This is a genomic window from Streptomyces sp. NPDC110618 (assembly GCF_055657065.1).
In genome coordinates, this window is sequence record NZ_JBVKBN010000003.1 from 448475 (window position 1) to 470176 (window position 21702).

General features: G+C 72.1%; 21 protein-coding genes. 11 read left to right on the forward strand and 10 right to left on the reverse strand.

All coding sequences use genetic code 11. The features are described from left to right. The first annotated feature begins 20 nt into the window (after nt 1-20). Nucleotides 21-1103 (forward strand): aldo/keto reductase, encoded by a 1083-nt coding sequence (locus ACZ7L7_RS08525; protein WP_453602554.1) that lies wholly within the window; start codon nt 21-23, stop codon nt 1101-1103. Between the two features lie 50 nt (nt 1104-1153). Here the strand turns inward: ACZ7L7_RS08525 and ACZ7L7_RS08530 are convergent, their stop codons facing one another. Next, nucleotides 1154-2767 carry a peptide-N4-asparagine amidase gene (locus tag ACZ7L7_RS08530; RefSeq protein WP_472075348.1) on the reverse strand — a complete coding sequence of 538 codons (1614 nt, stop codon included), beginning with the start codon at nt 2765-2767 and terminating at the stop codon, nt 1154-1156. Between the two features lie 398 nt (nt 2768-3165). Between ACZ7L7_RS08530 and ACZ7L7_RS08535 the strand changes: the two genes are divergently transcribed. From ACZ7L7_RS08535 to ACZ7L7_RS08555, 5 genes are all read left to right on the forward strand, one after another. After that, on the forward strand, nt 3166-5049 hold the full coding sequence (locus tag ACZ7L7_RS08535) for an ABC transporter ATP-binding protein (RefSeq protein ID WP_471430066.1): 1884 nt from the start codon (nt 3166-3168) through the stop codon (nt 5047-5049). Continuing rightward, on the forward strand, nt 5046-6863 hold the full coding sequence (locus tag ACZ7L7_RS08540) for an ABC transporter ATP-binding protein (RefSeq protein ID WP_453602549.1): 1818 nt from the start codon (nt 5046-5048) through the stop codon (nt 6861-6863). The genes ACZ7L7_RS08535 and ACZ7L7_RS08540 overlap by 4 nt, the downstream gene beginning before the upstream one ends. Beyond that, nucleotides 6851-7015 carry a hypothetical protein gene (locus ACZ7L7_RS08545; RefSeq protein WP_472075350.1) on the forward strand — a complete coding sequence of 55 codons (165 nt, stop codon included), beginning with the start codon at nt 6851-6853 and terminating at the stop codon, nt 7013-7015. The genes ACZ7L7_RS08540 and ACZ7L7_RS08545 overlap by 13 nt, the downstream gene beginning before the upstream one ends. 223 nt (nt 7016-7238) lie before the next feature. Next, nucleotides 7239-7709, forward strand: coding sequence for a DUF5709 domain-containing protein (locus ACZ7L7_RS08550; protein WP_285512402.1), 471 nt, complete (start codon nt 7239-7241; stop codon nt 7707-7709). Between the two features lie 33 nt (nt 7710-7742). After that, a complete protein-coding gene (locus ACZ7L7_RS08555) occupies nt 7743-8003 on the forward strand; it encodes a type B 50S ribosomal protein L31 (protein ID WP_285512403.1) in 261 nt (86 codons plus the stop codon). Between the two features lie 20 nt (nt 8004-8023). On the opposite strand, the gene ACZ7L7_RS08560 is transcribed toward ACZ7L7_RS08555, so the two are convergent. Further along, nucleotides 8024-8818 (reverse strand): metal-dependent hydrolase, encoded by a 795-nt coding sequence (locus tag ACZ7L7_RS08560; protein WP_285512404.1) that lies wholly within the window; start codon nt 8816-8818, stop codon nt 8024-8026. A 145-nt stretch (nt 8819-8963) separates the two neighbouring features. On the opposite strand from ACZ7L7_RS08560, the gene ACZ7L7_RS08565 reads away from it, so the two are divergent. After that, nucleotides 8964-11477 (forward strand): DEAD/DEAH box helicase, encoded by a 2514-nt coding sequence (locus ACZ7L7_RS08565; protein ID WP_285512405.1) that lies wholly within the window; start codon nt 8964-8966, stop codon nt 11475-11477. Nucleotides 11478-11496: 19 nt separating this feature from the next. Beyond that, a complete protein-coding gene (locus ACZ7L7_RS08570; protein ID WP_471430073.1) occupies nt 11497-12366 on the forward strand; it encodes an acyl-CoA thioesterase in 870 nt (289 codons plus the stop codon). Nucleotides 12367-12401: 35 nt separating this feature from the next. Here the strand turns inward: ACZ7L7_RS08570 and ACZ7L7_RS08575 are convergent, their stop codons facing one another. The 7 genes from ACZ7L7_RS08575 to ACZ7L7_RS08605 form a co-directional block, all read right to left on the reverse strand. Beyond that, entirely contained in the window at nt 12402-13277 is an 876-nt protein-coding gene (locus tag ACZ7L7_RS08575; protein WP_453602604.1) for a DUF6397 family protein, read from the reverse strand. 121 nt (nt 13278-13398) lie between these two features. Next, nucleotides 13399-13812, reverse strand: a complete 414-nt coding sequence (locus ACZ7L7_RS08580) for a roadblock/LC7 domain-containing protein (protein WP_285512407.1) — start codon at nt 13810-13812, stop codon at nt 13399-13401. A gap of 152 nt (nt 13813-13964) precedes the next feature. Beyond that, a complete protein-coding gene (locus tag ACZ7L7_RS08585; RefSeq protein WP_285512408.1) occupies nt 13965-14561 on the reverse strand; it encodes a GTP-binding protein in 597 nt (198 codons plus the stop codon). Nucleotides 14562-14732: 171 nt separating this feature from the next. Continuing rightward, a complete protein-coding gene (locus ACZ7L7_RS08590) occupies nt 14733-15146 on the reverse strand; it encodes a DUF742 domain-containing protein (protein WP_285512409.1) in 414 nt (137 codons plus the stop codon). A 22-nt stretch (nt 15147-15168) separates the two neighbouring features. After that, the gene (locus ACZ7L7_RS08595; protein ID WP_285512410.1) at nt 15169-15642 is read right to left on the reverse strand and encodes a roadblock/LC7 domain-containing protein; all 474 of its coding nucleotides are present in this window, start codon (nt 15640-15642) and stop codon (nt 15169-15171) included. Beyond that, nucleotides 15639-18161, reverse strand: a complete 2523-nt coding sequence (locus ACZ7L7_RS08600; RefSeq protein WP_453602540.1) for a sensor histidine kinase — start codon at nt 18159-18161, stop codon at nt 15639-15641. The genes ACZ7L7_RS08595 and ACZ7L7_RS08600 overlap by 4 nt, the downstream gene beginning before the upstream one ends. Nucleotides 18162-18202: 41 nt before the next feature. Beyond that, nucleotides 18203-18976, reverse strand: a complete 774-nt coding sequence (locus ACZ7L7_RS08605; RefSeq protein WP_285512412.1) for an MHYT domain-containing protein — start codon at nt 18974-18976, stop codon at nt 18203-18205. A gap of 173 nt (nt 18977-19149) precedes the next feature. Between ACZ7L7_RS08605 and ACZ7L7_RS08610 the strand changes: the two genes are divergently transcribed. Continuing rightward, nucleotides 19150-19749: a class I SAM-dependent methyltransferase gene (locus tag ACZ7L7_RS08610; protein ID WP_285512413.1), complete on the forward strand. Its 600-nt coding sequence runs from the start codon at nt 19150-19152 to the stop codon at nt 19747-19749. A 93-nt stretch (nt 19750-19842) separates the two neighbouring features. Here the strand turns inward: ACZ7L7_RS08610 and ACZ7L7_RS08615 are convergent, their stop codons facing one another. Beyond that, nucleotides 19843-20598 carry an alpha/beta fold hydrolase gene (locus tag ACZ7L7_RS08615; RefSeq protein WP_472075353.1) on the reverse strand — a complete coding sequence of 252 codons (756 nt, stop codon included), beginning with the start codon at nt 20596-20598 and terminating at the stop codon, nt 19843-19845. 103 nt (nt 20599-20701) lie between these two features. On the opposite strand from ACZ7L7_RS08615, the gene ACZ7L7_RS08620 reads away from it, so the two are divergent. Together ACZ7L7_RS08620 and ACZ7L7_RS08625 are read left to right on the forward strand one after the other, a co-directional pair. Beyond that, nucleotides 20702-21226, forward strand: coding sequence for a PadR family transcriptional regulator (locus ACZ7L7_RS08620; RefSeq protein ID WP_285512415.1), 525 nt, complete (start codon nt 20702-20704; stop codon nt 21224-21226). Between the two features lie 140 nt (nt 21227-21366). Further along, nucleotides 21367-21663, forward strand: coding sequence for a hypothetical protein (locus ACZ7L7_RS08625; protein WP_285512416.1), 297 nt, complete (start codon nt 21367-21369; stop codon nt 21661-21663). Nucleotides 21664-21702: the final 39 nt, after the last annotated feature.

Below are 21702 nucleotides of genomic sequence, written 5' to 3' on the forward strand. Positions count from 1 at the left end.
CCTCATCAAGGAGCACGATCATGCCGCTCGATCACTACATCACTCTCGGCCGTTCCGGTCTCCGTGTCAGCCCTTTCGCGCTCGGCGCGATGACCTTCGGCGAGGACCCGGGGGCCGCCGGGTGCAGCGTCGAGGAGTCCGAGCGGATCCTCTCCGCCTACCTCGACCGGGGCGGGAACTTCATCGACACCGCGAACTTCTACACCAACGGCCACTCGGAGAAGATCCTCGGCGACTACTTCGCCGCGCGCCCCGGACGTCGCCAACACGTCGTCCTGGCCTCGAAGTTCTTCGGCAACCTCTTCCCCGGTGACCCCAACGGCGGTGGCGCGGGCCGCGCCTCGATCATCGCGCAGCTCCACGAGACACTGCGGCGACTGCGCACCGACTACCTCGATGTGTACTGGCTGCACAACTGGGACCGCCACACCCCGATCGAGGAGACCATGCGCACCCTGGACGACCTGGTCCGGGCGGGCAAGATCCGCTACGTCGGTTTCTCCAACACCCCCGCCTGGCTGACCGCGCAGGCGCAGACGCTGGCCCTGCTCAAGGGCTGGACCCCGCTGATCGCCCTCCAGGTCGAGTACTCGCTGCTGGCCCGTACCGTCGAGGGCGAACTCGCCCCGCTCGCCGCCGACCAGGGCATGGCACTGGTGCCGTGGAGCCCCCTGCGCAACGGCTTCCTCTCCGGCAAGTACCGCCGCGGCACCGAGGTCACCGACTCCGCCCGCTCGGCCTTCGTCGGCGGGCCGAGCGAGCGGGAGTACGAGGTGATCGACGCCGTCGCCGCCGTGGCGGACGAGTTGGGCACCTCGTCGGCGGCGGTATCCCTGGCCTGGCTGCGGTCCCGCCCCGGGACGGTCGTACCGATCATCGGAGCCCGGCGACTGGAGCATCTGGAGAACAATCTCGCGGGACTTGACGTGCGGCTGGCGCCGGAGCACCTGGAGGCGCTGGACAAGGTGTCCGAGCCGGAGCTCGACTACCCGTCCTCGGTGAACGGTTCGATCCGGTCAATGCTCCAGTTCGCCGGGGCGACGGTGGACGGGGAGGAGTCGGCGGTGTATCCGCCGTTGCTGCAGAGTGCGGTGCGGTACTGAACTCCGGGCTCCTTGACCGGTTTCCGCCGGTCAAGGAGCCTTCGGCCGTGTCAGCAGCGCCGCCGGTCCTCCGTGAGCGTGCCCTGCTGCGTGGCCAGCGAGCGGTCGTAGCAGCCGCCGGGCACGTGCGAGCCGTGGAGGCGGTAGCGCTCGGTCGATGTGCCGACCGCGTGGCGCTGGTCGCGGGGCACGTTGACGGTCCACGTCGCGTCGCCGCGATAGGTGTCGTCGAGCCGGGACCAGGCGGTGCGCCGTCCGTCGCGCGTGGTCTCGGACGTCGCCCGGTCGCCGAGGGTCAGGGCGGTGCGCAGCCGGTCGTCGGCACCGAGGGTGGTGGTGCCGTCCATGGTGTACGTCCGGTGCGTGTGCGTCGTCCGGGCCGGTCCGCGTCCGTCGGACGTGACCGACTCGCTGTCGCGCCAGGTGGCGTCGAGTGCGTCCGTCGTCTCGCCGTCGGTCCACCGGTGGACGGAGGTGTGGGCCAGCGAACGGCGGACGGTGGTGGTCACCCGGCCGTGCGAAGTGTCGACGTAGCCCGCGACGGTCAGGCGGTGTGTGCTCCCGGTGTCCACCCGGTGCTGCGCACCGGGCGTGTAGGACGAGGAGTTGTCGAGCCCTCGGTCGTGGTGCGCGGTGAGCGCCCCGGTGACCTGGGCGCGGCCCTCGTCCTGCCAGACGAGGACGTTCACGGGTGCGCTCCAGCCGGGTCTCCCCTCGGGGAGTCCGGCGACGGAAACTTGAATGTCGTGCGGGCGGCCGTCGTTGAGGATCCCCGCGAACGGTGTCAGGTCGTACTCGACCGGCCGGACGTCGAAGGCGCGCGGGCCCGGAATCACGTACCAGAGGAAGGGGTTGGACCAGCCTCCGGTCCATACGTGCGGGAACGGGGCGGCGATCCCGGCCAGTTGGCCGTCGACCCTGATCTGCACCTCGCGGTTCGGGCCGTCGGCGGCCCGGCAGGAGTACGGGGCGGATTCGGGGACCGTGAGGTACCAGTACTCCTCGCAGCCGCCGCCGGAGCCGGTGGCGTACACCTCGGCGACGATGCGTTCGCTGTTGCGCGGGGTGGTCAGCCTGCCATCGGTCAGGGGCAGGATTCGGTCGGGGATGCCGGTGAGGCGTGCGGGCCTGCCGGCGTAGAACGTCAGGGTCACCTTTACGTCGATGATGCCGGTGTACGTGTCGTCGACGACGTTTCCGATCAGCATCTCCACGTCGCCGGGCCTGCGGAGGGTGTCGGTGTAGCGGGTGATGTCCTTCTCCACGGACCATTCGATGCCGTCGGGCGAGGGTTGTGGGGTGGAGGTGCGGAAGATCTCGACGCCGCCGACGCTCAGGTGGCCGAGGCGGTCGTACTGGCGGCCCTTGACCTTGCCGTCGAGGCGCAGCACGACCTTGCTCCAGCGGTCGCCGCAGGTGCTGGGCGGGGTGTAGGTGCCGCGGTACGGCGTGAAGTCGCGGAACTGGGCCTCGGCGAGCGTCACTCGGCAGGCCTTGGTACTCGGGGCGGTGACGGGCGGCGCGGCGGTGACCGGGTCGTGCCAGTCCGAGCCGAACTCGGCCGGGATGTCGACCTGTTGGGCGGACGCGGGTGTCGCTCCGAGGAGCGTGCCCGCCAGGAGGGTCACTCCGGCGAGCATGGACATGACGATCCGTCTCTTCATGGGCGTGTTCTACGGGGGTGCCCGGGGGCGGCGCAATAGGGCGCGCCTTCTACTGGGGCCCCGGGGGCGCCGGCGCAGTGCGGCGCCTCCTGCGGGCGTCCCGGGTCGGCACGACGGGCCGCCGCCAGGGGTGGCGGAAGCCGGTCGCCCCGCCGGTCGGAAAGCGCTCCCTGGTTCCTGGGTTCCCGTCGGCGGGCGCCCTGGGCGCCGCTCCTTCGAGGCCAGGCGGAAGCTGTGGGTCCGGTGGGGCGGGTGGGTGCAGCCGAATCGTTTCCACCGCGGGGAAAACCGCTTGCCACCACCCCCGCCGCGACGCGAACCTGACACGGTTTGCTGCCACCGCGAGCGGTGGCCACCGCTCTCCTCTCCCGCCCACCGACCCGAGCCACTGGGACGTCATGCAGATTCAAGACCTTCCGTATCCCGACCCGGGCGTCCCGGACGCCCGCTCGGGTCCCCGCTTCCTGTGGTGGCTCTTCAGGAACCAGTTGGGCGGACAGTTCAAGGCCCTCGCCTGGGGCTTGCTGCACTTCGCCTCCGTGGCCTCGCTGCCGTTCTGCGTCGGCATGGCCATTCAGGCCGTCGTCGACCGCTCCGGCGGCCGCCTCGCCCTCGCCGGCGGACTGCTGGTGCTCAGCGGCGCCGGAGTCGCCCTCGGCGACACCTTCCTGCACCGCGCCGCCGTCACCAACTGGATCACCGCCGCCGCCCGCGTCCAGCAACTGCTGGCCGCCAAGGCGGCGCTGCTCGGCTCCGCGCTGACCCGGCGCGTCGCCGCGGGCGAGGTCGTCGCGGTCTCCACGGGCGACGTCGAGAAGATCGGCTGGTTCGTGGAGGCCGTGTCCCGTTTCACCGCGGCCGCGGTCACCATCGTGCTGGTCTGCGTCGGCCTGGTGCTCTACCAGCCCGCACTCGGCCTCGTGGTCGCCGTCGGCCTGCCGGTCCTTGCCGTGGCGGTGCTGCCGCTGCTGCCCCGGGCCACCAGACGGGCCGACTTCCAGCGCGAGAAGGCGGGCCGGGCCACCGAACTCGCCTCCGACACCGTCGCCGGACTGCGCGTGCTGCGCGGCATCGGCGGCGAGGAACTCTTCCTCGACCGCTATCGCCGCGCCTCCCAGGAGGTCCGCCACGCCGCCGTCCGCAGCGCCCGGATGTGGGCCCTGATCGCCGCGATCCAGGTCCTGCTCCCGGGCCTGCTGCTCGTCACGGTCGTCTGGTACGGCGTCCACCTGGCCCGCGACGGCCGCATCGCCGTCGGCGAACTGGTCACCGCCTACAGCTCGATCATGCTCCTCACCTACCCTTTGCGGCATTTCGAGGAGATCGCGATGGCCTACTCCTTCTCGCGCCCGTCGGCCCGGCGGGCCGCGCGGGTGCTGTCGCTGGAACGGGCCACCGACACCGGCGGGTCCCGTGCCGGGGAACCGCCGTCCGGCGATCTGTACGACCCGGACACCGGACTGCTCGCGCCCGCGGGCCTGTTCACCGCCGTGGTCTGCGGCGACCCGGACGCCGCCGGACGCCTGGCCGAACGGTTCGGCGGACACCCGGCGCAGCCCGGCACCTCGGTCCGGCTGGGCGAGGTGCCGTTGGACGAACTGCCGCTCGACACCGCGCGCACGGCCGTCCTGGTCCAGGACAAGGACCCGGTGCTGCTCTCGGGCACCCTGCGCGAACTGCTCGACGTGCCCAAGTCCGGTGCCGTCGGCCCTGCGGAGGCGTTGGCGGCGGCGCAGTGCGAGGACGTACTGGCCGCACTGGTACAGGGGTCGCTCGACGCTGCCGACCCGATGGACGCACTCATCACCGAGCGCGGGCGCTCCCTGTCCGGCGGCCAGCGCCAGCGCCTGGCCCTGGCCCGCTCACTGATCACCGATCCCGAGGTACTCGTCCTGGACGAGCCCACCTCCGCCGTCGACTCCCATACCGAGGCGCGGATCGCGCGCGGTCTGCGGGAGCTGCGCGCCGGTCGCACCACCGTGGTGTTCACCTCCTCGCCGCTGCTCCTGGACCGGGCCGACCGGGTCGTCCTCGTCCACGAGGGTGAGGTCACGGCGGTGGGCGTGCATCGCGAACTGATCCACAAGGAGCCGCTGTACCGGGCCGTCGTGACCCGGGAGACGGACGAGGAGGCGGCTCGGCACGAGGCGGTGCGCGAGGGGGCCGTCTCCGGTGCCGACGGGGCCGCGCGGCCCGGTGGCCATCCGGGACCTGACGTGGACGCCCGACCGGCGGGCGCCGCCCAGCTCGACGCACTGGAAGAAATCGAGGAATCCGCATGATCGGCGTGGCGCCACCGGCCTACGACCCCGCGGCCCCGACGACGGCGCACACCCTGCCCGTCGGCGCCCCGGCCACCGTACGCGCCTACGTGACCGAGCTGTTCCGCCGCCACCGCCGGGCCTTCCTGGTCCTGATCGGCGTCAACACGGCAGCCGTACTGGCCTCCATGGCCGGGCCCTGGCTGCTCGGCGACCTGGTGCAGCGGGTGTCGGAGGACGCCCGGGAGCTTCATCTGGGGTTCACCGTCTCGCTGTTCCTGGCCGCGCTCGCCGTCCAGGCGGTGTTCGTCCGGGAGGTGCGGCTGCGCGGGGCGATACTCGGCGAGCGGATGCTGGCCGACCTGCGCGAGGACTTCCTCGTCCGGTCCGTCGGGCTGCCGCCCGGTGTCCTGGAGCGGGCCGGGACCGGCGACCTGCTGTCCCGGATCACCACCGACATCGACCGGCTCGCCAACGCCATGCGCGAGGCCGTGCCCCAGCTGGCCATCGGCGTGGTGTGGGCGGCACTGCTGCTCGGCGGGCTCGTGCTCACCGCGCCGCCGCTGGGCGCCGCGGTGCTGCTCGCCGTGCCGGTGCTGGCGGTGGGCTGCCGCTGGTACTTCAAGCGGGCGCCCTCCGCCTACCGCTCCGAGTCCGCCGGATACGCCGCCGTCGCCGCGGTGCTCGCCGAGACCGTGGACGCCGGCCGTACCGTCGAGGCCCACCGGCTCGCCGACCGCCGCATCGACCTGACGAAGCAGCGGGTCAAGGAGTGGACGGCCTGGGAGAACTACACGCTCTGGCTGCGCTCGGTGCTCTTCCCGGTCATCAGTATCACCCACGTCACCGTCCTCGGTTCGGTGCTGATACTCGGCGGCGTCTTCGTCCTCCAGGGCTGGATCGACGTGGGCCAGCTGACCACCGGCGCGCTCATCGCCCAGATGCTCGTCGACCCGGTCGGCCTGATCCTGCGCTGGTACGACGAGCTCCAGGTCGCCCAGGTGTCGCTGGCCAGGCTGGTCGGCGTGCGGGACATCGAGCCGGACGCCGGGGACTCGTCGCTGGCCCCCGACGGACGCGACGTGCACGCCGACCGTGTCCACTTCGGCTACCTGGACGGCGTGGACGTCCTGCGCAACGTGTCCCTGGAGGTGGCCCCCGGCACCCGGCTGGCGCTGGTCGGTCCCTCCGGCGCGGGCAAGTCCACCCTGGGCAGGCTGCTCGCGGGCATCTACGCGCCCCGGGAGGGCCGCATCGCCCTCGGCGGCTCCGAACTCTCCCGGATGCCTGCCGAGCGGGTCCGTGAGCACGTGGCCCTGGTCAACCAGGAGCACCACGTGTTCGTGGGCTCCCTGCGCGACAACCTGCTGCTCGCCCTGCCCCACTCCCGGCTCCCCGCCGGGGCTGGGGCGCGGGAGGACTCCGTGGACGCCGAGCTGTGGGCGGCGCTCGCCGCGGTCGACGCCGACTCCTGGGCCCGGGCCCTCGACGACGGCCTGGACACGGAGGTCGGCTCGGGCGGACTGGCGCTCACCCCGGCGCAGGCGCAGCAGATCGCGCTGGCCCGGCTGGTACTGGCCGATCCGCACACGCTGGTCCTGGACGAGGCGACCTCCCTCCTCGACCCGCGCGCCGCCCGCCACCTGGAGCGTTCCCTCGCGCGGGTGCTGGACGGCCGGACGGTCGTCGCCATCGCCCACCGTCTGCACACCGCCCACGACGCCGATGTCATCGCCGTCGTCGAGAACGGCCGCATCAGCGAGCTGGGCAGCCACGACGACCTGGTCGCGGCGGACGGGGCGTACGCGGCGCTGTGGCGGTCGTGGCACGGGTGAGGTGCGGGGACGGCTGGGGCAACGGCACCGGCGGAAACGGCGAGGACAGCTGGGGCAACGGCACCGGCGGAGACGGCGAGGACAGCTGGGGCAACGGCACCGGCGGAGACGGCGAGGACAGCTGGGGCAGCGGCACCGGCGGAGACGGCTGAAGCGGTCTCCGGGCGGGGCGGGGGCACCCGGCCCTGTCACGGCCCCGGTCCGGCCCCGTGCCGTTGCGCGGGGGGGAACAGGGGTGGAAGTCTGGAAAGCGGCACCGGTTCGGGGAGCGCCCGGGAAGCCTGCGGTTCGTGACGGGCGCGGCCTGTGCCCCGCGCGCCGGCCCGTCGTCGACGGTGATGTCGACGGGCCCGTCCCCAGCACCTGGAGGTATCCGTGAACAGCGCCGACGGATGGGGGGACGACGTCTACCAGCCCGACGCGTCCGAGATCCAGGACGACGCGGGGCTGCTCGACGCCGAGGACACCCTGGACAACGACGGCGTCGACGACCCCCTGGACCGTGGCTGGTCGCCGCCGGACCGGCCCTGGGCAGTGGAGCGCAGCGGTGTGACGGCCGCGGAAGGCCATCAGGGCGAGACACTGGACCAGCGGCTCGCCGAGGAGCTGCCCGACCTCGCCACCCCCGACGGCGACGGCCTCGGTGACTGCGACGGCACCGACGGCGAACTGCTGGACAACGAGGTCGGGGCCACCCGCTCCGGCCGGCTCGTCGCCCCCGACGAGGGTGCGCACGAGGACGAGGAGAGCGCGCTGGTCGCCACGGACGTCGGTATCGACGGCGCCGCGGCCTCGGCCGAGGAGGCCGCGATGCACATCGTCGACGAGGACGCCCTGTCCGGCTGAACCCACCGCCGCACCCGCCCCCGAGGAGCCCCGATGCAGCAGGACAAGCACCCCGACTACCACCCGGTCGTCTTCCGGGACCGCGCCGCCGGGTACGCCTTCCTCACCCGGTCCACCGCGACCAGCGGAGAGACCATCGAGTGGGACGACGGCGAGACCTACCCGGTCGTGGACGTGGAGATCTCCTCCGAGAGCCACCCCTTCTACACCGGCAAGGCCCGCACCGTGGACTCCGAGGGCCGCGTCGCCCGCTTCGAACGCCGCTACGGCGGGGCGGGCGCCGACGATTCCTGACCTGCGCCCGCCGCAGCCGCTCAGATCACATTGAGCGCTGCCGCGCAGCCCACTCCCCCGAGCAGCATGAACGCGGGCATCAGCACCTTCAGCTCCACCCAGCTGCCCGCCCGGAAGCGCATGGCCTTCGGCGGGCCGATCGGGTACCAGCGCTTGCGGCCGATCGGAATGGGCCACAGGATCGGGCAGCCCGACACGGTCAGCGCGTCCCCGATGTCGTGCACCAGGGCCCCGAGCACGATCGGCAGACCGAGCCACAGGTACTCCTGGCCCGGCTCGGTGAACAGCCAGTCCGCGCCGTTGCCCGGCTTGTCCAGCACGCCGGCCAGGATCCAGGCGCTGGTCGCGGCGAGCAACCAGACCAGGACATCGCTGCTGGACCCGCGCGCCGCCCGCCACAGCAGGCCCTCGATGGCCAGCACCATGTGCACGAAGAGGATGGCGAGTACCGCCCAGCGGCCACCGGTGATAGCCAGGACCGAGGTGCCCGCCCCGATCAGGACGGCCCACAACCAGGTGTGCGTGAGCGTACGGTGACCGCCGGAGCGGCGCGGGTCGCCCTGCTTCCTGGTCGCCTTGTAGACGGCGTAGGAGAGCTTGTCGACGATCTCGCACAGCCAGCGGGACAGGGGTCCGAAGGCGCGGGAGATGGTGGCGGCCTTGTGGTCGAGGTCCGGGGCCAGAGCCGCGCCGGCGCAGATCAGCGCGCCGACCAGGACGACGGGCCAGGGCATCGGCCGTCCGGCCGCCGCGGCGGCCGCGCCGACGCCGAGCCAGGCCGCGGCGCCCGACAGTGAGTGTGCTGGTCCCATCATGGCCGTTGCCCGCCCCATTCCTCGTGCGCCGCTGTCCAGTTGACGGTGTGCGCTGACCTGCTGTCGGCGACACAGCGTAGCGGTCACGATCTTCGGTCCGGCAGCCGATTCCCCGGTCAGGCCCCTCGGCAGGCAAGATGGGTGGGTGACCCTCATCGATCAGCTGCCGCCGACCGCCGACCCCGACGCCCTCTACGAAGCCTTCGAGTCGTGGGCACAGGAGCGGGGGCTCACCCTCTACCCCCACCAGGAGGAGGCGCTGATCGAGGTGGTGTCCGGCGCGAATGTCATCGTGTCGACACCCACGGGCTCCGGAAAGAGCATGATCGCGGCGGGTGCCCACTTCGCCGCGCTGGCCCGGGACGAGGTCACCTTCTACACGGCCCCCATCAAGGCGCTGGTGTCGGAGAAGTTCTTCGAACTGTGCAAGCTGTTCGGCACCGAGAACGTCGGCATGCTCACCGGCGACGCCTCCGTCAACGCCGACGCCCCGGTCATCTGCTGCACCGCCGAGGTGCTGGCCTCGATCGCGCTGCGCGACGGCAAGCACGCCGACGTCGGCCAGGTCGTCATGGACGAGTTCCACTTCTACGCGGAGGCCGACCGGGGCTGGGCCTGGCAGATCCCGATCCTCGAACTGCCGCAGGCGCAGTTCGTCCTGATGTCGGCCACGCTCGGCGATGTCTCGATGTTCGAGAAGGACCTCACCCGGCGCACCGGCCGCCCCACCGCCGTGGTCCGCTCGGCCACCCGCCCGGTGCCGCTGTCCTACGAGTACCGCCTGACCCCGCTCACCGAGACACTGACCGAACTGCTGGAGACCAAGCAGGCGCCGGTCTACATCGTGCACTTCACGCAGGCGCAGGCCGTGGAGCGGGCGCAGGCCCTGATGAGCATCAACATGTGCTCGCGCGAGGAGAAGGACCAGATCGCCGAGCTGATCGGCAACTTCCGCTTCACCACCAAGTTCGGCCGCAACCTCTCCCGTTACGTGCGGCACGGCATCGGTGTCCATCACGCGGGCATGCTGCCCAAGTACCGCCGGCTGGTGGAGAAGCTCGCGCAGGCCGGTCTGCTGAAGGTCATCTGCGGCACCGACACCCTGGGCGTGGGCGTCAACGTGCCCATTCGCACGGTGCTGTTCACGGCGCTGACCAAGTACGACGGCAACCGCGTCCGTACGCTGCGCGCCCGTGAGTTCCACCAGATCGCGGGCCGGGCCGGACGGGCGGGCTTCGACACGGCTGGCTTCGTGGTCGCTCAGGCGCCCGAGCACGTCATCGAGAACGAGAAGGCGCTCGCCAAGGCCGGCGACGACCCGAAGAAGCGGCGCAAGGTCGTCCGCAAGAAGGCTCCCGAAGGGTTCGTCGGGTGGACGGAGAACACCTTCGAGAAGCTGATCGCCTCCGAGCCGGAGCCGCTGACGTCCCGGTTCCGGGTCACGCACACCATGCTGCTGTCGGTGATCGCCCGGCCCGGCAACGCCTTCGAGGCGATGCGGCATCTGCTGGAGGACAACCACGAGCCCCGCAAGCAGCAACTGCGGCACATCCGGCGAGCCATCGCCATCTACCGGTCGCTGCTGGACGGCGGCATCGTGGAGAAGCTCGACGAGCCGGACGCCGAGGGCCGGATCGTGCGGCTCACCGTCGACCTGCAGCAGGACTTCGCGCTGAACCAGCCGCTGTCCACCTTCGCGCTGGCCGCGTTCGAGCTGCTGGACCCCGAGTCGCCGTCCTACGCCCTGGACATGGTGTCCGTGGTGGAGTCCACGCTGGACGATCCGCGGCAGATCCTGGTCGCCCAGCAGAACAAGGCCAAGGGCGAGGCCGTCGCCGCGATGAAGGCCGACGGGGTCGAGTACGAGGAGCGCATGGAGCGCCTCCAGGACATCACCTACCCCAAGCCCCTGGAGGAACTGCTCTTCCACGCTTACAACACGTACCGCAAGAGCCACCCCTGGGTCGGTGACCACCCGCTGTCGCCGAAGTCCGTGGTCCGGGACATGTACGAGCGGGCGCTGTCCTTCACGGAGTTGGTGTCCTTCTACGAGCTGGCCCGCACCGAGGGCATCGTGCTGCGCTACCTGGCCAGCGCCTACAAGGCCCTGGACCACAACATCCCGGACGACCTGAAGTCCGAGGACCTGCAGGACCTGATCGAGTGGCTGGGCGAGACGGTCCGCCAGGTCGACTCCAGCCTGCTGGACGAGTGGGAGCAGCTCGCCAACCCGGAGGAGATGACCGCCGAGGAGGCCCAGGAGAAGGCCGACGAGGTCAAGCCGGTCACCACCAACGCGCGTGCCTTCCGCGTCCTGGTCCGCAACGCCCTCTTCCGCCGGGTCGAGCTGGCAGCGCTCGACCAGGTCGAGGAGCTGGGCGAGATGGACGCCGAGGCGGGCTGGGATGCGGAGGCCTGGGGCGAGGCGATGGACAAGTACTGGGACGAGTACGACGACCTCGGTACCGGCCCCAACGCGCGCGGCCCGAAGCTGCTGGTCATCGAGGAGGAGCCGGAGAACCGGCTGTGGCGGGTGAGGCAGATCTTCGACGACCCCAACGGCGACCACGACTGGGGCATCAGCGCGGAGGTCGACCTGACGGCTTCCGACGCGGAGGGCCGCGCGGTGGTCCGGGTCACCGACGTGGGCCAGTTGTGAGCACGGGAGAATGCCAGACATGACGACGAATCCGGCCGAGAGGCTTGTCGACCTGCTCGATTTGGAGCAGATCGAGGTCAACATCTTCCGGGGCCGCAGCCCGAACGAGTCCTTGCAGCGGGTCTTCGGGGGCCAGGTGGCCGGCCAGGCGCTGGTCGCAGCGGGCCGCACCACGGACGGAGACCGGCCGGTGCACTCGCTGCACGCGTACTTCCTGCGCCCGGGCCGCCCGGGGGTGCCGATCGTGTACCAGGTCGAACGGGTGCGGGACGGGCGGTCGTTCACGACCCGCCGGGTCACCGCCGTGCAGCAGGGCCGCACGATCTTCAATCTCACCGCCTCCTTTCACAAGCCTGAACAGGGGAGTTTCGAGCACCAGCTGCCGCCGGCCCGCGAGGTGCCGGACCCGGAGTCGCTGCCGACGGTCGTCGAGGAGATCCGGGAGCATCTGGGCGCGCTGCCGGAGCAGTTGGAGCGGATGGCGCGCCGCCAGCCCTTCGACATCCGCTATGTGGACCGGCTGCGCTGGACGCCCGCGGACGTCAAGGACGCCGAGCCGCGCAGCGCGGTGTGGATGCGTGCCGTGGGCCCGCTCGGCGACGACCCGTGGGTGCACACCTGCGCGCTGACGTACGCCAGTGACATGACCCTCCTGGACGCCGTGCGCATCCCGGTGGAGCCGCTGTGGGGTCCGCGCGGTTTCGACATGGCGTCGCTGGACCACGCGATGTGGTTCCACCGGCCGTTCCGCGCGGACGAGTGGTTCCTGTACGACCAGGAGTCGCCGATCGCCACGGGCGGGAGAGGTCTGGCCCGCGGGCGGATCTACGACCGTAATGGGCGGCTGCTGGTGTCGGTCGTCCAGGAGGGTCTGTTCCGGGCGCTGTAGTTCAGCCGCCTGTACGAGTCATCCGCGGGCGCGGGTCATCCGCTTCTGCGGCGCAGCCAGCCGAACAGACGGTGGGTCGGCCGGGGTTCGTCCGGTTCCGGAACCGTCGGCCTGTGCGCGAGCGGCTTCGGCCGCGGTGCCGGCCGTTCAGTACGGGCCTCGTCGACGGCCCGGGCGAGGTCGGCCCGCAGCCATCCGATCTCGTCCGCGTGATCCGCCGTCATGATCTGCTCGCAGATGCGGGCGGCCGGGGAGCCGGGTGCTCCGTGCGCGGGCGGACCGGGCCGGAAGCGGTTCAGATGGGAGCGTTCGTAGGGGTCGGGGACGATCTCCGCGATCTGCACCGGGTCGAGGAAGGCCGCGACGGCTCCGGCCCGCTGCCACGGGTCGTCGTTCTGGCGCAGCAGGAAGCCCAGATGGCGTCCGCGCCAGTTGCGGGCGCGCAGGTCCAGGCCCCCGGCGAGCTGATCGCGCAGGCCTTCGGGCGTGCGTGCCTTCAGCAGCGGGGTGTTCTTCTCGTCGGCCGCGAACTGCCGCAGTTCCTCGGCCAGATACATCCAGACGACGGCCCGGTAGCGGTTGAGGTAGAAGGACACGGGCACCACCAGGCCCAGTCGGGCGAGGCGGGTGAAGCGGCCGGGCGGCACCTGCATCAGGTTGGCGCCCTCGGTGGTGCCGACGGTCCACACGCGGTCCAGCAGGGAGTCGGGGAATCCCTCCGTCGCGCGCACCCGCTCGATCTCGTCGCGCGGGACCCGGCGGGTGCCGCCGCCTCCTTCGTCCGGCACGGTGCGGATGAGTCCGAGGTGGACGGCGAGGTCGAACTCGCGTCGCCGCAGTCCCAGTTCGCGGGCCGCGTGGCCGGGCGTGCGGGAGGTGCGGCGTGGCTGGGTGATGGTGGATCCGGTCATGGTCTCCCCCGTGGAGTCGGTGCTCACGCTGTGTTCGTGAGCCGTGACAGAAAGGTAACCAATCCGGCGGAACCCGTGGCGAGCCTGTGGATAACTCTGCGAGGGAGCGGAAAACAGCAGGTCAGAACTCTTCCCCGGAATTTCCCTCGGGCTTGCGCGGGTCCACTCCGAGGTGCTCGCCGACCCGGTTGACGAGCAGGGTCATCTCGTAGCCGATCTGTCCGATGTCGGCCTCGGCGCCGCTGAGGACGCACAGGCAGCTGCCGCTGCCCGCCGCGGTCACGAACAGCACGGCGTCGTCGAACTCGACCATCGTCTGGCGTACTCGGCCCGCGCCGAAGTGGTGGCCGGAGCCCTTCGCGAGGCTGTGCAGGCCCGAGGAGACCGCGGCCAGGTGCTCCGCGTCCTCGCGGCGCAGCCCGGTGCTCGCGCCCGTCACCAAACCGTCGTTGGACAGGACCAGTGCGTGCCGCACATGCTCCACCCGTTCCGTCAGGTCGTCCAGCAGCCAGCCCAGTCCCTGGTTCTGCGCCATGTCCCGTCTCCCCGTGCGACATCTCCCCCGGGCCGGGGGAGGATCCGCTCGCCAGCCTTCCGGACAAGTCGTGCCCAGAGCAAGGAGAACGGGGCGAGCCACCGAAGTTGACCGAAGTCCCCGCATCCCGCGGCCGACGGGCGGGTGTCGGTTCAGCCCACGGAGTCGAGCAGCCGGGCGGTGTGCATGCGTCCGGCGTATTCGACGAGCCGGATGAGCACTTCCTTGCCCGAGTCGCGTTCCCGGGCGTCGCAGAGCACGACGGGTGTCCCCTTGTCGAGGTCGAGGGCTCGGGAGACGTCCTGGGCGCCGTAGGTGCGGGCGCCGGGGAAGCAGTTGACGGCCACCACGAAGGGGATGTGCCGGTGCTCGAAGTAGTCCACAGCCGGGAAGCAGTCCTCCAGGCGCCGGGTGTCGGCGAGGACGACCGCGCCGAGGGCTCCCTGGGACAGTTCGTCCCACAGGAACCAGAAGCGGTCCTGGCCGGGTGTGCCGAACAGATAGAGGGAGAGGCCGGAGCGGATGGTGATGCGTCCGAAGTCCATGGCCACGGTGGTCGTGACCTTCTGGTCCACCCCGTCGGTGTCGTCCACCCACTGACCGGCCTCGCTGAGCAGTTCCTCCGTGCGCAACGGCTTGATCTCACTGACCGCGCCCACCAGGGTGGTCTTGCCCACGCCGAATCCACCGGCGACCAGGATCTTCAACGCGAGGGCGGCTGTCTCGCCACCCAGGTCCTCGGAGGCCATCGATCACTTCTCTCGGGAGTGCCGGCAACGGTCGGCGCCGTCGGGGGTGTGCCGCACGGTCATATGACGTGCCCGTGCGACCGTTGCGCGTATGTGCGAAGTCAGCATGATGACAACTGCGGTCTCGCCCCGGAGGGTTCGTCTGGTTTTTGCCGTTTTCTGAACTGTCATCTACAGCGCCCGCAACCCTTCGATCACTTCGCGCAGAATCCGTTCGTCAGGAAGCTGCGCGGGCGGGACGGGACGGCTGACGGTGACGCAGCCCAGTTCCAGGAGGTCGCCGAGCAGCACCCGGACGACGCCGACCGGCAGATCGGCGCCCGCGGCGAGTTCGGCCACCGACTGGGTCTCCGGGCGGCACAGTTCGACCAGGGTGCGGTGCTCCGGTCCGAGCGCCGCGTCGTCGACGGCGCCGAGCGCGCCCGTGTCGAGGGTGACCAGCGCGATCAGGTCGAAGCGGACTCCGGCGGGGCCCGGCTTGGTGCGGCCGCCGGTCATGGCGTAGGGGCGGACGAGAGGCCCGGCCTCGTGGTCGTACCACTGGATGCCCTGCTCGCGCGAGCCGCCCCTGAGGTCTTCGGTCATGGTTGAGGTCCGTCTTCTCGGCTCAGCCCGCCGCGGGCGGCCGCGCGGTGGCCCGCGGCGGGGCGTAGAAGTGCTCGCCGACACGTTTCACCAGACGGGCCATCTCGTACGCCACGAGCCCGATGTCGGCGGTCACGGCGGTGAGGACGGCCAGGCAGGAACCGTCACCGGCGGCGGCCACGAACAGGAAGCCGTCGTCCATCTCCACCATGGTCTGGCGCACCCCGCCGGCCCCGAAGTGCCGTCCCGCGCCCTTGGCCAGGCTGTGGAAGCCGGAGGCGACCGCCGCGAGATGCTCGGCGTCCTCGCGGCGCAGGTCGCTGGACGCGCCCACGGCGAGCCCGTCGTTGGAGAGCACCACCGCGTGGCGCACCTCGTGCACGCGCAGGACCAGGTCGTCCAGCAGCCAGTCGAGTTCACCGGACCTCCCCCACTCTCGGCTTCGCTCGCGCGGGGGGACCCCCACGCCGTCCCTGGTGCCGGGGTCCTGGGTCATGTGCGGTCTCCTTCGCTGCTGTCGCTGCGCACGGGGGAATGCGGGGCGGTGCCACGGCCGGGCTGCCGTCCGCCGCCGCGCGTCCAGCCGGCGCGGTAGGCCGCCATGCGGTCCCGGACGAGTTCGGGCGTGCGCTCGTCGTCCGCGGGGGCGGCCGGGGTCTGCTCCGCCGCCGGCGCCTGGCGCAGTTGGGGGGCGAGGTTCGCCTGCCGGACCCGGCGCGGGAGGTCTTCGGAGCTGTCGGAGTCGTCGGGCTCGTCCGGTGTGCGGTGGAGGCGCAGGGCGGTGACGCCGGGAGGCGTCGGCGGATCGGCGGCCACCGGCGCGGGGGGCACCAGCGCGGGCCGGTCCGCCGGGGCCTCGACCGGTTCCTGGTGCGGGCGCGGGGTTCCGCCGGGTACGCGCGCGTACTCGCGTTCGGCGGGCCGGGGCGCCTCGGCCTCCTGGCGCGGGGAGCGTTCCACGGCACCGCTCTGCAGCAGGGCGGTGGGCAGCAGGACGACCGCGGTGGTGCCGCCGTACGGCGACGTGCGCAGGTGCACCTTGATGCCGTGCCGGGCGGCGAGCCTGCTGACCACGAACAGGCCGAGCCGGTCGCTGTCGAACAGATCGAGCGCCTCGGACTGCTCGATACGACGGTTGGCCTCGGCGAGGGTCTCCTTGCCCATGCCGAGTCCGCGGTCCTCGACCTCGACGGCGTATCCGTTCCCGACGGGCTCGCCGGTGACGCGCACGCGCGTGTGGGGCGGTGAGAACTGGGCGGCGTTCTCGACGAGTTCGGCCAGCAGGTGGGTGAGGTCGGCGACGGCCGTGCCCACCACGGCGGCCTCGGGGAGCTGCCGTACCTCCACGCGCGCGTAGTCCTCGACCTCGGAGACCGCCGCACGGACCACGTTGGTCAGGGAGACCGGCATCCGCCAGGCGCGTCCCGGTGCCGCGCCGGAGAGGATGATCAGGCTCTCCGCGTGGCGGCGCATTCGGGTGGTGAGGTGGTCGAGCCGGAACAGGTCGCTCAGTTCGTTGGGGTCGTCGGAGCGGCGCTCCATGCTGTCCAGCAGGCTGAGCTGACGGTGTACCAGGACCTGGCTGCGGCGGGCGAGGTTGACGAAGACCCCGGAGATGCCGCTGGCGAGTTCGGCGCGCTCCACGGCGGCCCTGAGGGCGGCGCGGTGCACGGTGTTCAGGGCCTCGGCGACCTGTCCGGCCTCGTCCTCGGCGGGTTCCTGGGGCGGGGCCTCGGCGCGGACGTCGATCTCCTCCCCGGCGCGCAGCCTGCGCATGGCCTCGGGGAGTTTGCGGCGGGCGATCTCCAGCGCGCTGTTGCGCAGGCCGACCAGTTCGACGACGAGGCCGCGGCCGATGCGGACGGAGATCACCAGGGAGGCGGCGACGGCGAGGAGGCCGAGCAGTACGGCGGCTCCGGCCGGGGTGAGCAGTCCCCGGGTGAACGGGTCGGCCCGGTCGGCGACGCCGCGGCCCGCGTCGGCCTCGATGGCGCGCATCCCGTCCCGCACCTGTGCGAGGGACCGGTCCCAGGCGGCCCGGGGCGCGGCGGCCACGGCGCGTGCTCCCGGTGCGGCGTCCAGGACCGCGTCCTCGGCCGCGCCGACGGCGGCGTAGTCGTCCCCCGCCGCGAGCTTCTCCCACGCGGCGCGCTCGGGGCCGCGCAGGTCGGCCACGGCCGATGCGATGAGGGCACGTCGGGTCTCTACGGCCCCGGTGAACAGGCGCAGCCGCTGCCCGTCGAGCCGGCCTGCCAGGCGTGCGCCGGTCAGGACGGCGTCCTCCTGGGCCAACGCCTCCCCCGCGCGGGAGAATTCGAGCACCACGCGCGCGTCCGAGCCGAGGGCGGCGTCCTGGATGCCGGTGAGCGCGCCGCCGACGGAGAAGGCGGCGGCGATGGTCTCGGTGTACCGCGCGTAGGCCTGGTCCCACTTCGTCCGGCCGTCGAGGACGTCGGAGCGCAGCGCGCCGAGCTCTTCGGCTCCGGAGACGAACTCCTCCAGGCGGCTCGCCACTCCGGCCGGCAGTTCCTCCGCGTGGGCGACGGTGCTGCGGTCCCCGAGTCGCAGTCGGGCCACGGCCGCGTCGGTGCGCGCGGCGAGTTCCTTGTAGTCGCCGTCCGACGCGGCGGAGGGTTCGGTGGCGAGGCGCACCGCGGTGGTGCGTTCGGCCTGGAGGGCGGCGACGGCGTCCGCGACGGGGCCGCGGATGGCTGCGTCGACGCGCTGGACCTGCCGCAGCCGGGACACGTCCTGCGCGGTGGTGACGGTGGCGTAGGCCCACAGGGCGAGCAGGGAGACCACGGGCACCATCAGCAGGCAGACGATCTTGGCGCGGACGGTGCGCGGGCGCAGGTGCCAGCGGCCTCCCCGCGCGGGCGCCTCCTCCGGCAGGCCTCCGAGGGCGTCGTCGGGTCCTTCGTCGGCGGGCGGTCCGGCGTGCGCTCGGCGGCCGCGCACGGGCGGTGAGGGCGGCGGCTCGGCGCCGGGGGCGGTGGTCCTACGGGGTGTACGCATGGCCTCCTCGCTCGGATGTGGTTCGCCGGGGCGGCCCGTGGCTAGCGGGCGGCGCTCTCGACCGGCCGCTGGGCGGAGGCGGAGGCCGCCCGCTCCCCCGTCGTCGGGGACAGGGCGACGAAGGCAGATGTCAGGAACAGGTAGGACCCGAGGCCGACGGCGAGGGGGAAGATGAACTGCATCGCCGTGGCCCCGGGCAGGACGTCGCCGCCGGGCGTGACCCGCACGCCGACCGCGAACATCCCGGTGTAGTGCATGCTGCTCACCGCGGCGCCCATGATCAGGGAGGCGACGGTGACCGCGACGGGCGACTTGATGTTGAGCGCCGCCCACAGGGCCGCGGTTGCGGCGACGACGGCGATCAGGACCGACAGCCCGACGAGGACCGGGTCGTAGCTCACCTCGCCGTGCAGACGGACCGCCGCCATGCCGAGGTAGTGCATGCTGGCCACACCGAGACCGGTGGTGAGCCCGCCGAGGAAGAGCGCGCGGGTGCGGTCACGGCTGTAGCCGACGGCGAAGACACCGGCGCAGACCACGGCCATGGCCACGAGCAGGCTCGCGATGGTGAGCGGTACGTCGTAGCGGATGTCGGTGCCGCTGACGCTGAAGCCCAGCATGGCCACGAAGTGCATGGTCCAGATGCCGGTGCCGATGGCGGAGGCGGCGGTGACGAGCCAGTTCCGGCGCGAGCGTCCGGTCGCGCCGAGGGCGCGCACGGTGCAGCGCAGCCCCAGGGCGGCGCCGATGCAGGCCATCGCGTACGACAGCGCGGGGGTCAGCCAGCCGAGGGCGGCGTGGTCCAGGTGTCCCATGGCCCCGGGACGCTAGTCCCGGCAGGGGCGCACAACCGGGGCGCGTTTCGAAAGCTGTTGGAATATGACGCGGAAGACGCGCAGAACGATCGCCTCCAGCTCGAACATGCGCGCAGACGCGTCCTCCTTGTCGGTGACGTCATCACCCGCGCCGGTGAGGGATCATGCCGAACATGAGCGACGACCACACACACGTCCAGGAGTTCTTCACCGCTCGCGCGGCCGACTGGGACGCCCGCTTCCCGGACGACGGTCCCGCCTACGCGGCGGCCGTCGCCGACCTCGCCCTGCGCGAGGGGGACCGCGTGCTCGACGCGGGCTGCGGCACAGGCCGCGCCCTGCCGCCCCTGCGCGCGGCTGTGGGACCGTCGGGAGTGGTCGTCGGGGCCGATCTGACCCCGGCCATGTTGGAAGCGGCCGTACGGGCGGGGCGGGACCGGGACGGGCGGTTGCTGCTCGCCGACGTGGCCGCGCTGCCGTTGCGGTCGGAGTCGCTGGACGCCGTGTTCGCGGCGGGGCTGATCGCGCATCTGCCCGATCCGGACCGGAATCTGCGGGAGTTGGCCCGCGTGGTGCGCCCCGGCGGCACGCTGGCGCTGTTCCACCCGATCGGCCGGGCGGCCCTCGCGGCCCGCCAGGGGCGGCAGATCACCCCGGACGACCTGCGCGCCGAGCCCAAGCTCCGCCCCCTGCTGGCCGGTTCCGGCTGGCGCATGACGTCGTACGTCGACGAGGACTCCCGCTTCCTGGCGCTCGCCGTGCGCGCGGACTGACCACTCGGACCCTCCCGGCATGCGGACCGATCACCGGAGCCTCCCGGCGCGCGGAGTGAGCGCTCAGACGGTCCCGACGCACGCACTGAGCACTCACACGGTCCCGGCGACCACGGCGGTGAAGGCGTCCGGGTCGTCGAGCATGACGTTGTGGCCGGCACCGGGCACCGTCACCACGCGCACGCCCGCCGCCTCCAGCTCCCGGCTGCCCGGCAGTTCACCGCTCAGCCCACCCTGCATGTAGACCCGGTCCACCGGCAGGGCCGCCAGGATCTCCCGCCCCGTCGGCCGCGACCCGCGGACGAGCCCGACGGCACTGCGGTGCAGGGCGCGCGGGTCGGCCAGGCGCATCGTGGCCGCCCACAGCGGCCCCACGCCCTCCAGCACGCGCGCGTGGCCGTCGACGACGAAATCCTCCTCCCCATAGGCGGCGATTTCGCGGCTGCCCGCGGAGGGCGGCGGCAGCGGGTCGAGGTTGGCCTCGGTCAGGACCAGCCGGGAGACCAGTTCGGGGCGTCGGTGGGCGAGCACGAGGGCGACGGCGCCGCCCATGCTGTGCGCGATCAGCTCCGCACCGGTCAGTCCCGCCGAGTCGAGCACCTTGGCCAGGACGTCGGCGTGGTCCTCCAGGGAGTAGCCGAAGTGCTCGGGCCGGTCACTGACACCGTGGCCCGGCAGATCGACGAACAGGCTGCGCCGCCCCGCGAGTTCCGGCCGGGCCGCGATGTGCGCGTGATACACGGACGACATCGACCCCAGCCCGTGCACATACACCCGCGCGGGCTCCTCCCCCAGTACCTCCGTCCACCGGACGCAGCTCCCCTTGCCGTCGAATTCCGTCTGCTTCACCGCGGCACCCTCCCCGTCGACAACCTCGCCCTGAGGAGAATACATCGGAACCGATGTATTACGAGAGCGATGCATACCCCGCGCGGTGCGCGAAGATGTGGCCATGCTGGAGCTCGCCATCCTCGGATTCCTCTACGACACCCCCCTGCACGGCTACGAGCTGCGCAAGCGCATCACCGCGCTCACCGGGCACGTGCGCCCGATCGCGGAGAGCACGCTCTACCCGGCGATCAAGCGGCTGGAGAAGGCGGGGCTGCTGGAGCGGGCCACCGAGCCCGGCGCGGTGGCGGCGCCCCGCCATGTGCTGACACTCACCGGGGCGGGCAGGCAGGAACTGCGGCGGCGGCTCGCCGAGCCCCACCGGCGCGACATCACCGACGAGAACCGCTGGTTCACAGTCCTCGCATTCCTCCGGCACCTCGACGACCCGGCCGCCCAGTCGGCCGTACTGCGCCGCCGCCTCGCCTTCCTGGAGGAACCGGCCAGCTTCTTCTACGACGGCGACCGGCCGCTGAGCGCGGAGGAGTTCGACGACCCGTTCCGGCGCGGCGTCCTCACCATCGCGCGGGCCACCTCCCGGGCCGAAACCCGCTGGTTGCGCGAGACCCTCGCCTCCCTGGAGGACTGAGGGGGACTACCGGACCGCGGACGAGTGCCCGATGCTCGTGAGCGTGCCGTTCTCCGCTGTCGCCCGGAGCCGCAACTCCACGTCGGGCGGCAGGAGATGGGCGCGCGACATGACAACCGCACAGGGGGAAGGTGGTCAGCATGTTCGGCAGGGTCCGACGGTCCTGGGGGCGCATGCGGGAAGCGTGGCGCACGGAACAGAGCGCCCAGCAGGACGGACGTACGCACAATCTGTTCGAGGCCGCCGCCGCGTACGTGTCGGCCTGCGCGGAGGACGACCAGGAGCGCATCGACGAGGCTGCGGGGTGGGTCTCACCGGAGGCCTTGTCGTTCGGGGTGAACGAGCTGGCGTGCCGGGCCGTCATCGCCCTCGCGCGCGAGCGCGACGAGTCCCCGCGGACCGTCGCACGGGACCTGCTCGGGCTTCCGGCGGCGTGACCCACGTCGCCCCGGGAGGGGTGATTTCACCCCGTCCAG

Coding starts and splice junctions, on each gene's coding strand:
- ACZ7L7_RS08590 (WP_285512409.1), bottom strand. CDS start 15,146: ATGACCGAAGACCTCAGGGGCGGCTCGCGCGAGCAGGGCATCCAGTGG.
- ACZ7L7_RS08625 (WP_285512416.1), top strand. CDS start 21,367: ATGTTCGGCAGGGTCCGACGGTCCTGGGGGCGCATGCGGGAAGCGTGG.
- ACZ7L7_RS08575 (WP_453602604.1), bottom strand. CDS start 13,277: ATGACCGGATCCACCATCACCCAGCCACGCCGCACCTCCCGCACGCCC.
- ACZ7L7_RS08560 (WP_285512404.1), bottom strand. CDS start 8,818: ATGATGGGACCAGCACACTCACTGTCGGGCGCCGCGGCCTGGCTCGGC.
- ACZ7L7_RS08580 (WP_285512407.1), bottom strand. CDS start 13,812: ATGGCGCAGAACCAGGGACTGGGCTGGCTGCTGGACGACCTGACGGAA.
- ACZ7L7_RS08570 (WP_471430073.1), top strand. CDS start 11,497: ATGACGACGAATCCGGCCGAGAGGCTTGTCGACCTGCTCGATTTGGAG.
- ACZ7L7_RS08525 (WP_453602554.1), top strand. CDS start 21: ATGCCGCTCGATCACTACATCACTCTCGGCCGTTCCGGTCTCCGTGTC.
- ACZ7L7_RS08535 (WP_471430066.1), top strand. CDS start 3,166: ATGCAGATTCAAGACCTTCCGTATCCCGACCCGGGCGTCCCGGACGCC.
- ACZ7L7_RS08585 (WP_285512408.1), bottom strand. CDS start 14,561: ATGGCCTCCGAGGACCTGGGTGGCGAGACAGCCGCCCTCGCGTTGAAG.
- ACZ7L7_RS08610 (WP_285512413.1), top strand. CDS start 19,150: ATGAGCGACGACCACACACACGTCCAGGAGTTCTTCACCGCTCGCGCG.
- ACZ7L7_RS08595 (WP_285512410.1), bottom strand. CDS start 15,642: ATGACCCAGGACCCCGGCACCAGGGACGGCGTGGGGGTCCCCCCGCGC.
- ACZ7L7_RS08530 (WP_472075348.1), bottom strand. CDS start 2,767: ATGAAGAGACGGATCGTCATGTCCATGCTCGCCGGAGTGACCCTCCTG.
- ACZ7L7_RS08600 (WP_453602540.1), bottom strand. CDS start 18,161: ATGCGTACACCCCGTAGGACCACCGCCCCCGGCGCCGAGCCGCCGCCC.
- ACZ7L7_RS08620 (WP_285512415.1), top strand. CDS start 20,702: ATGCTGGAGCTCGCCATCCTCGGATTCCTCTACGACACCCCCCTGCAC.
- ACZ7L7_RS08540 (WP_453602549.1), top strand. CDS start 5,046: ATGATCGGCGTGGCGCCACCGGCCTACGACCCCGCGGCCCCGACGACG.
- ACZ7L7_RS08605 (WP_285512412.1), bottom strand. CDS start 18,976: ATGGGACACCTGGACCACGCCGCCCTCGGCTGGCTGACCCCCGCGCTG.
- ACZ7L7_RS08555 (WP_285512403.1), top strand. CDS start 7,743: ATGCAGCAGGACAAGCACCCCGACTACCACCCGGTCGTCTTCCGGGAC.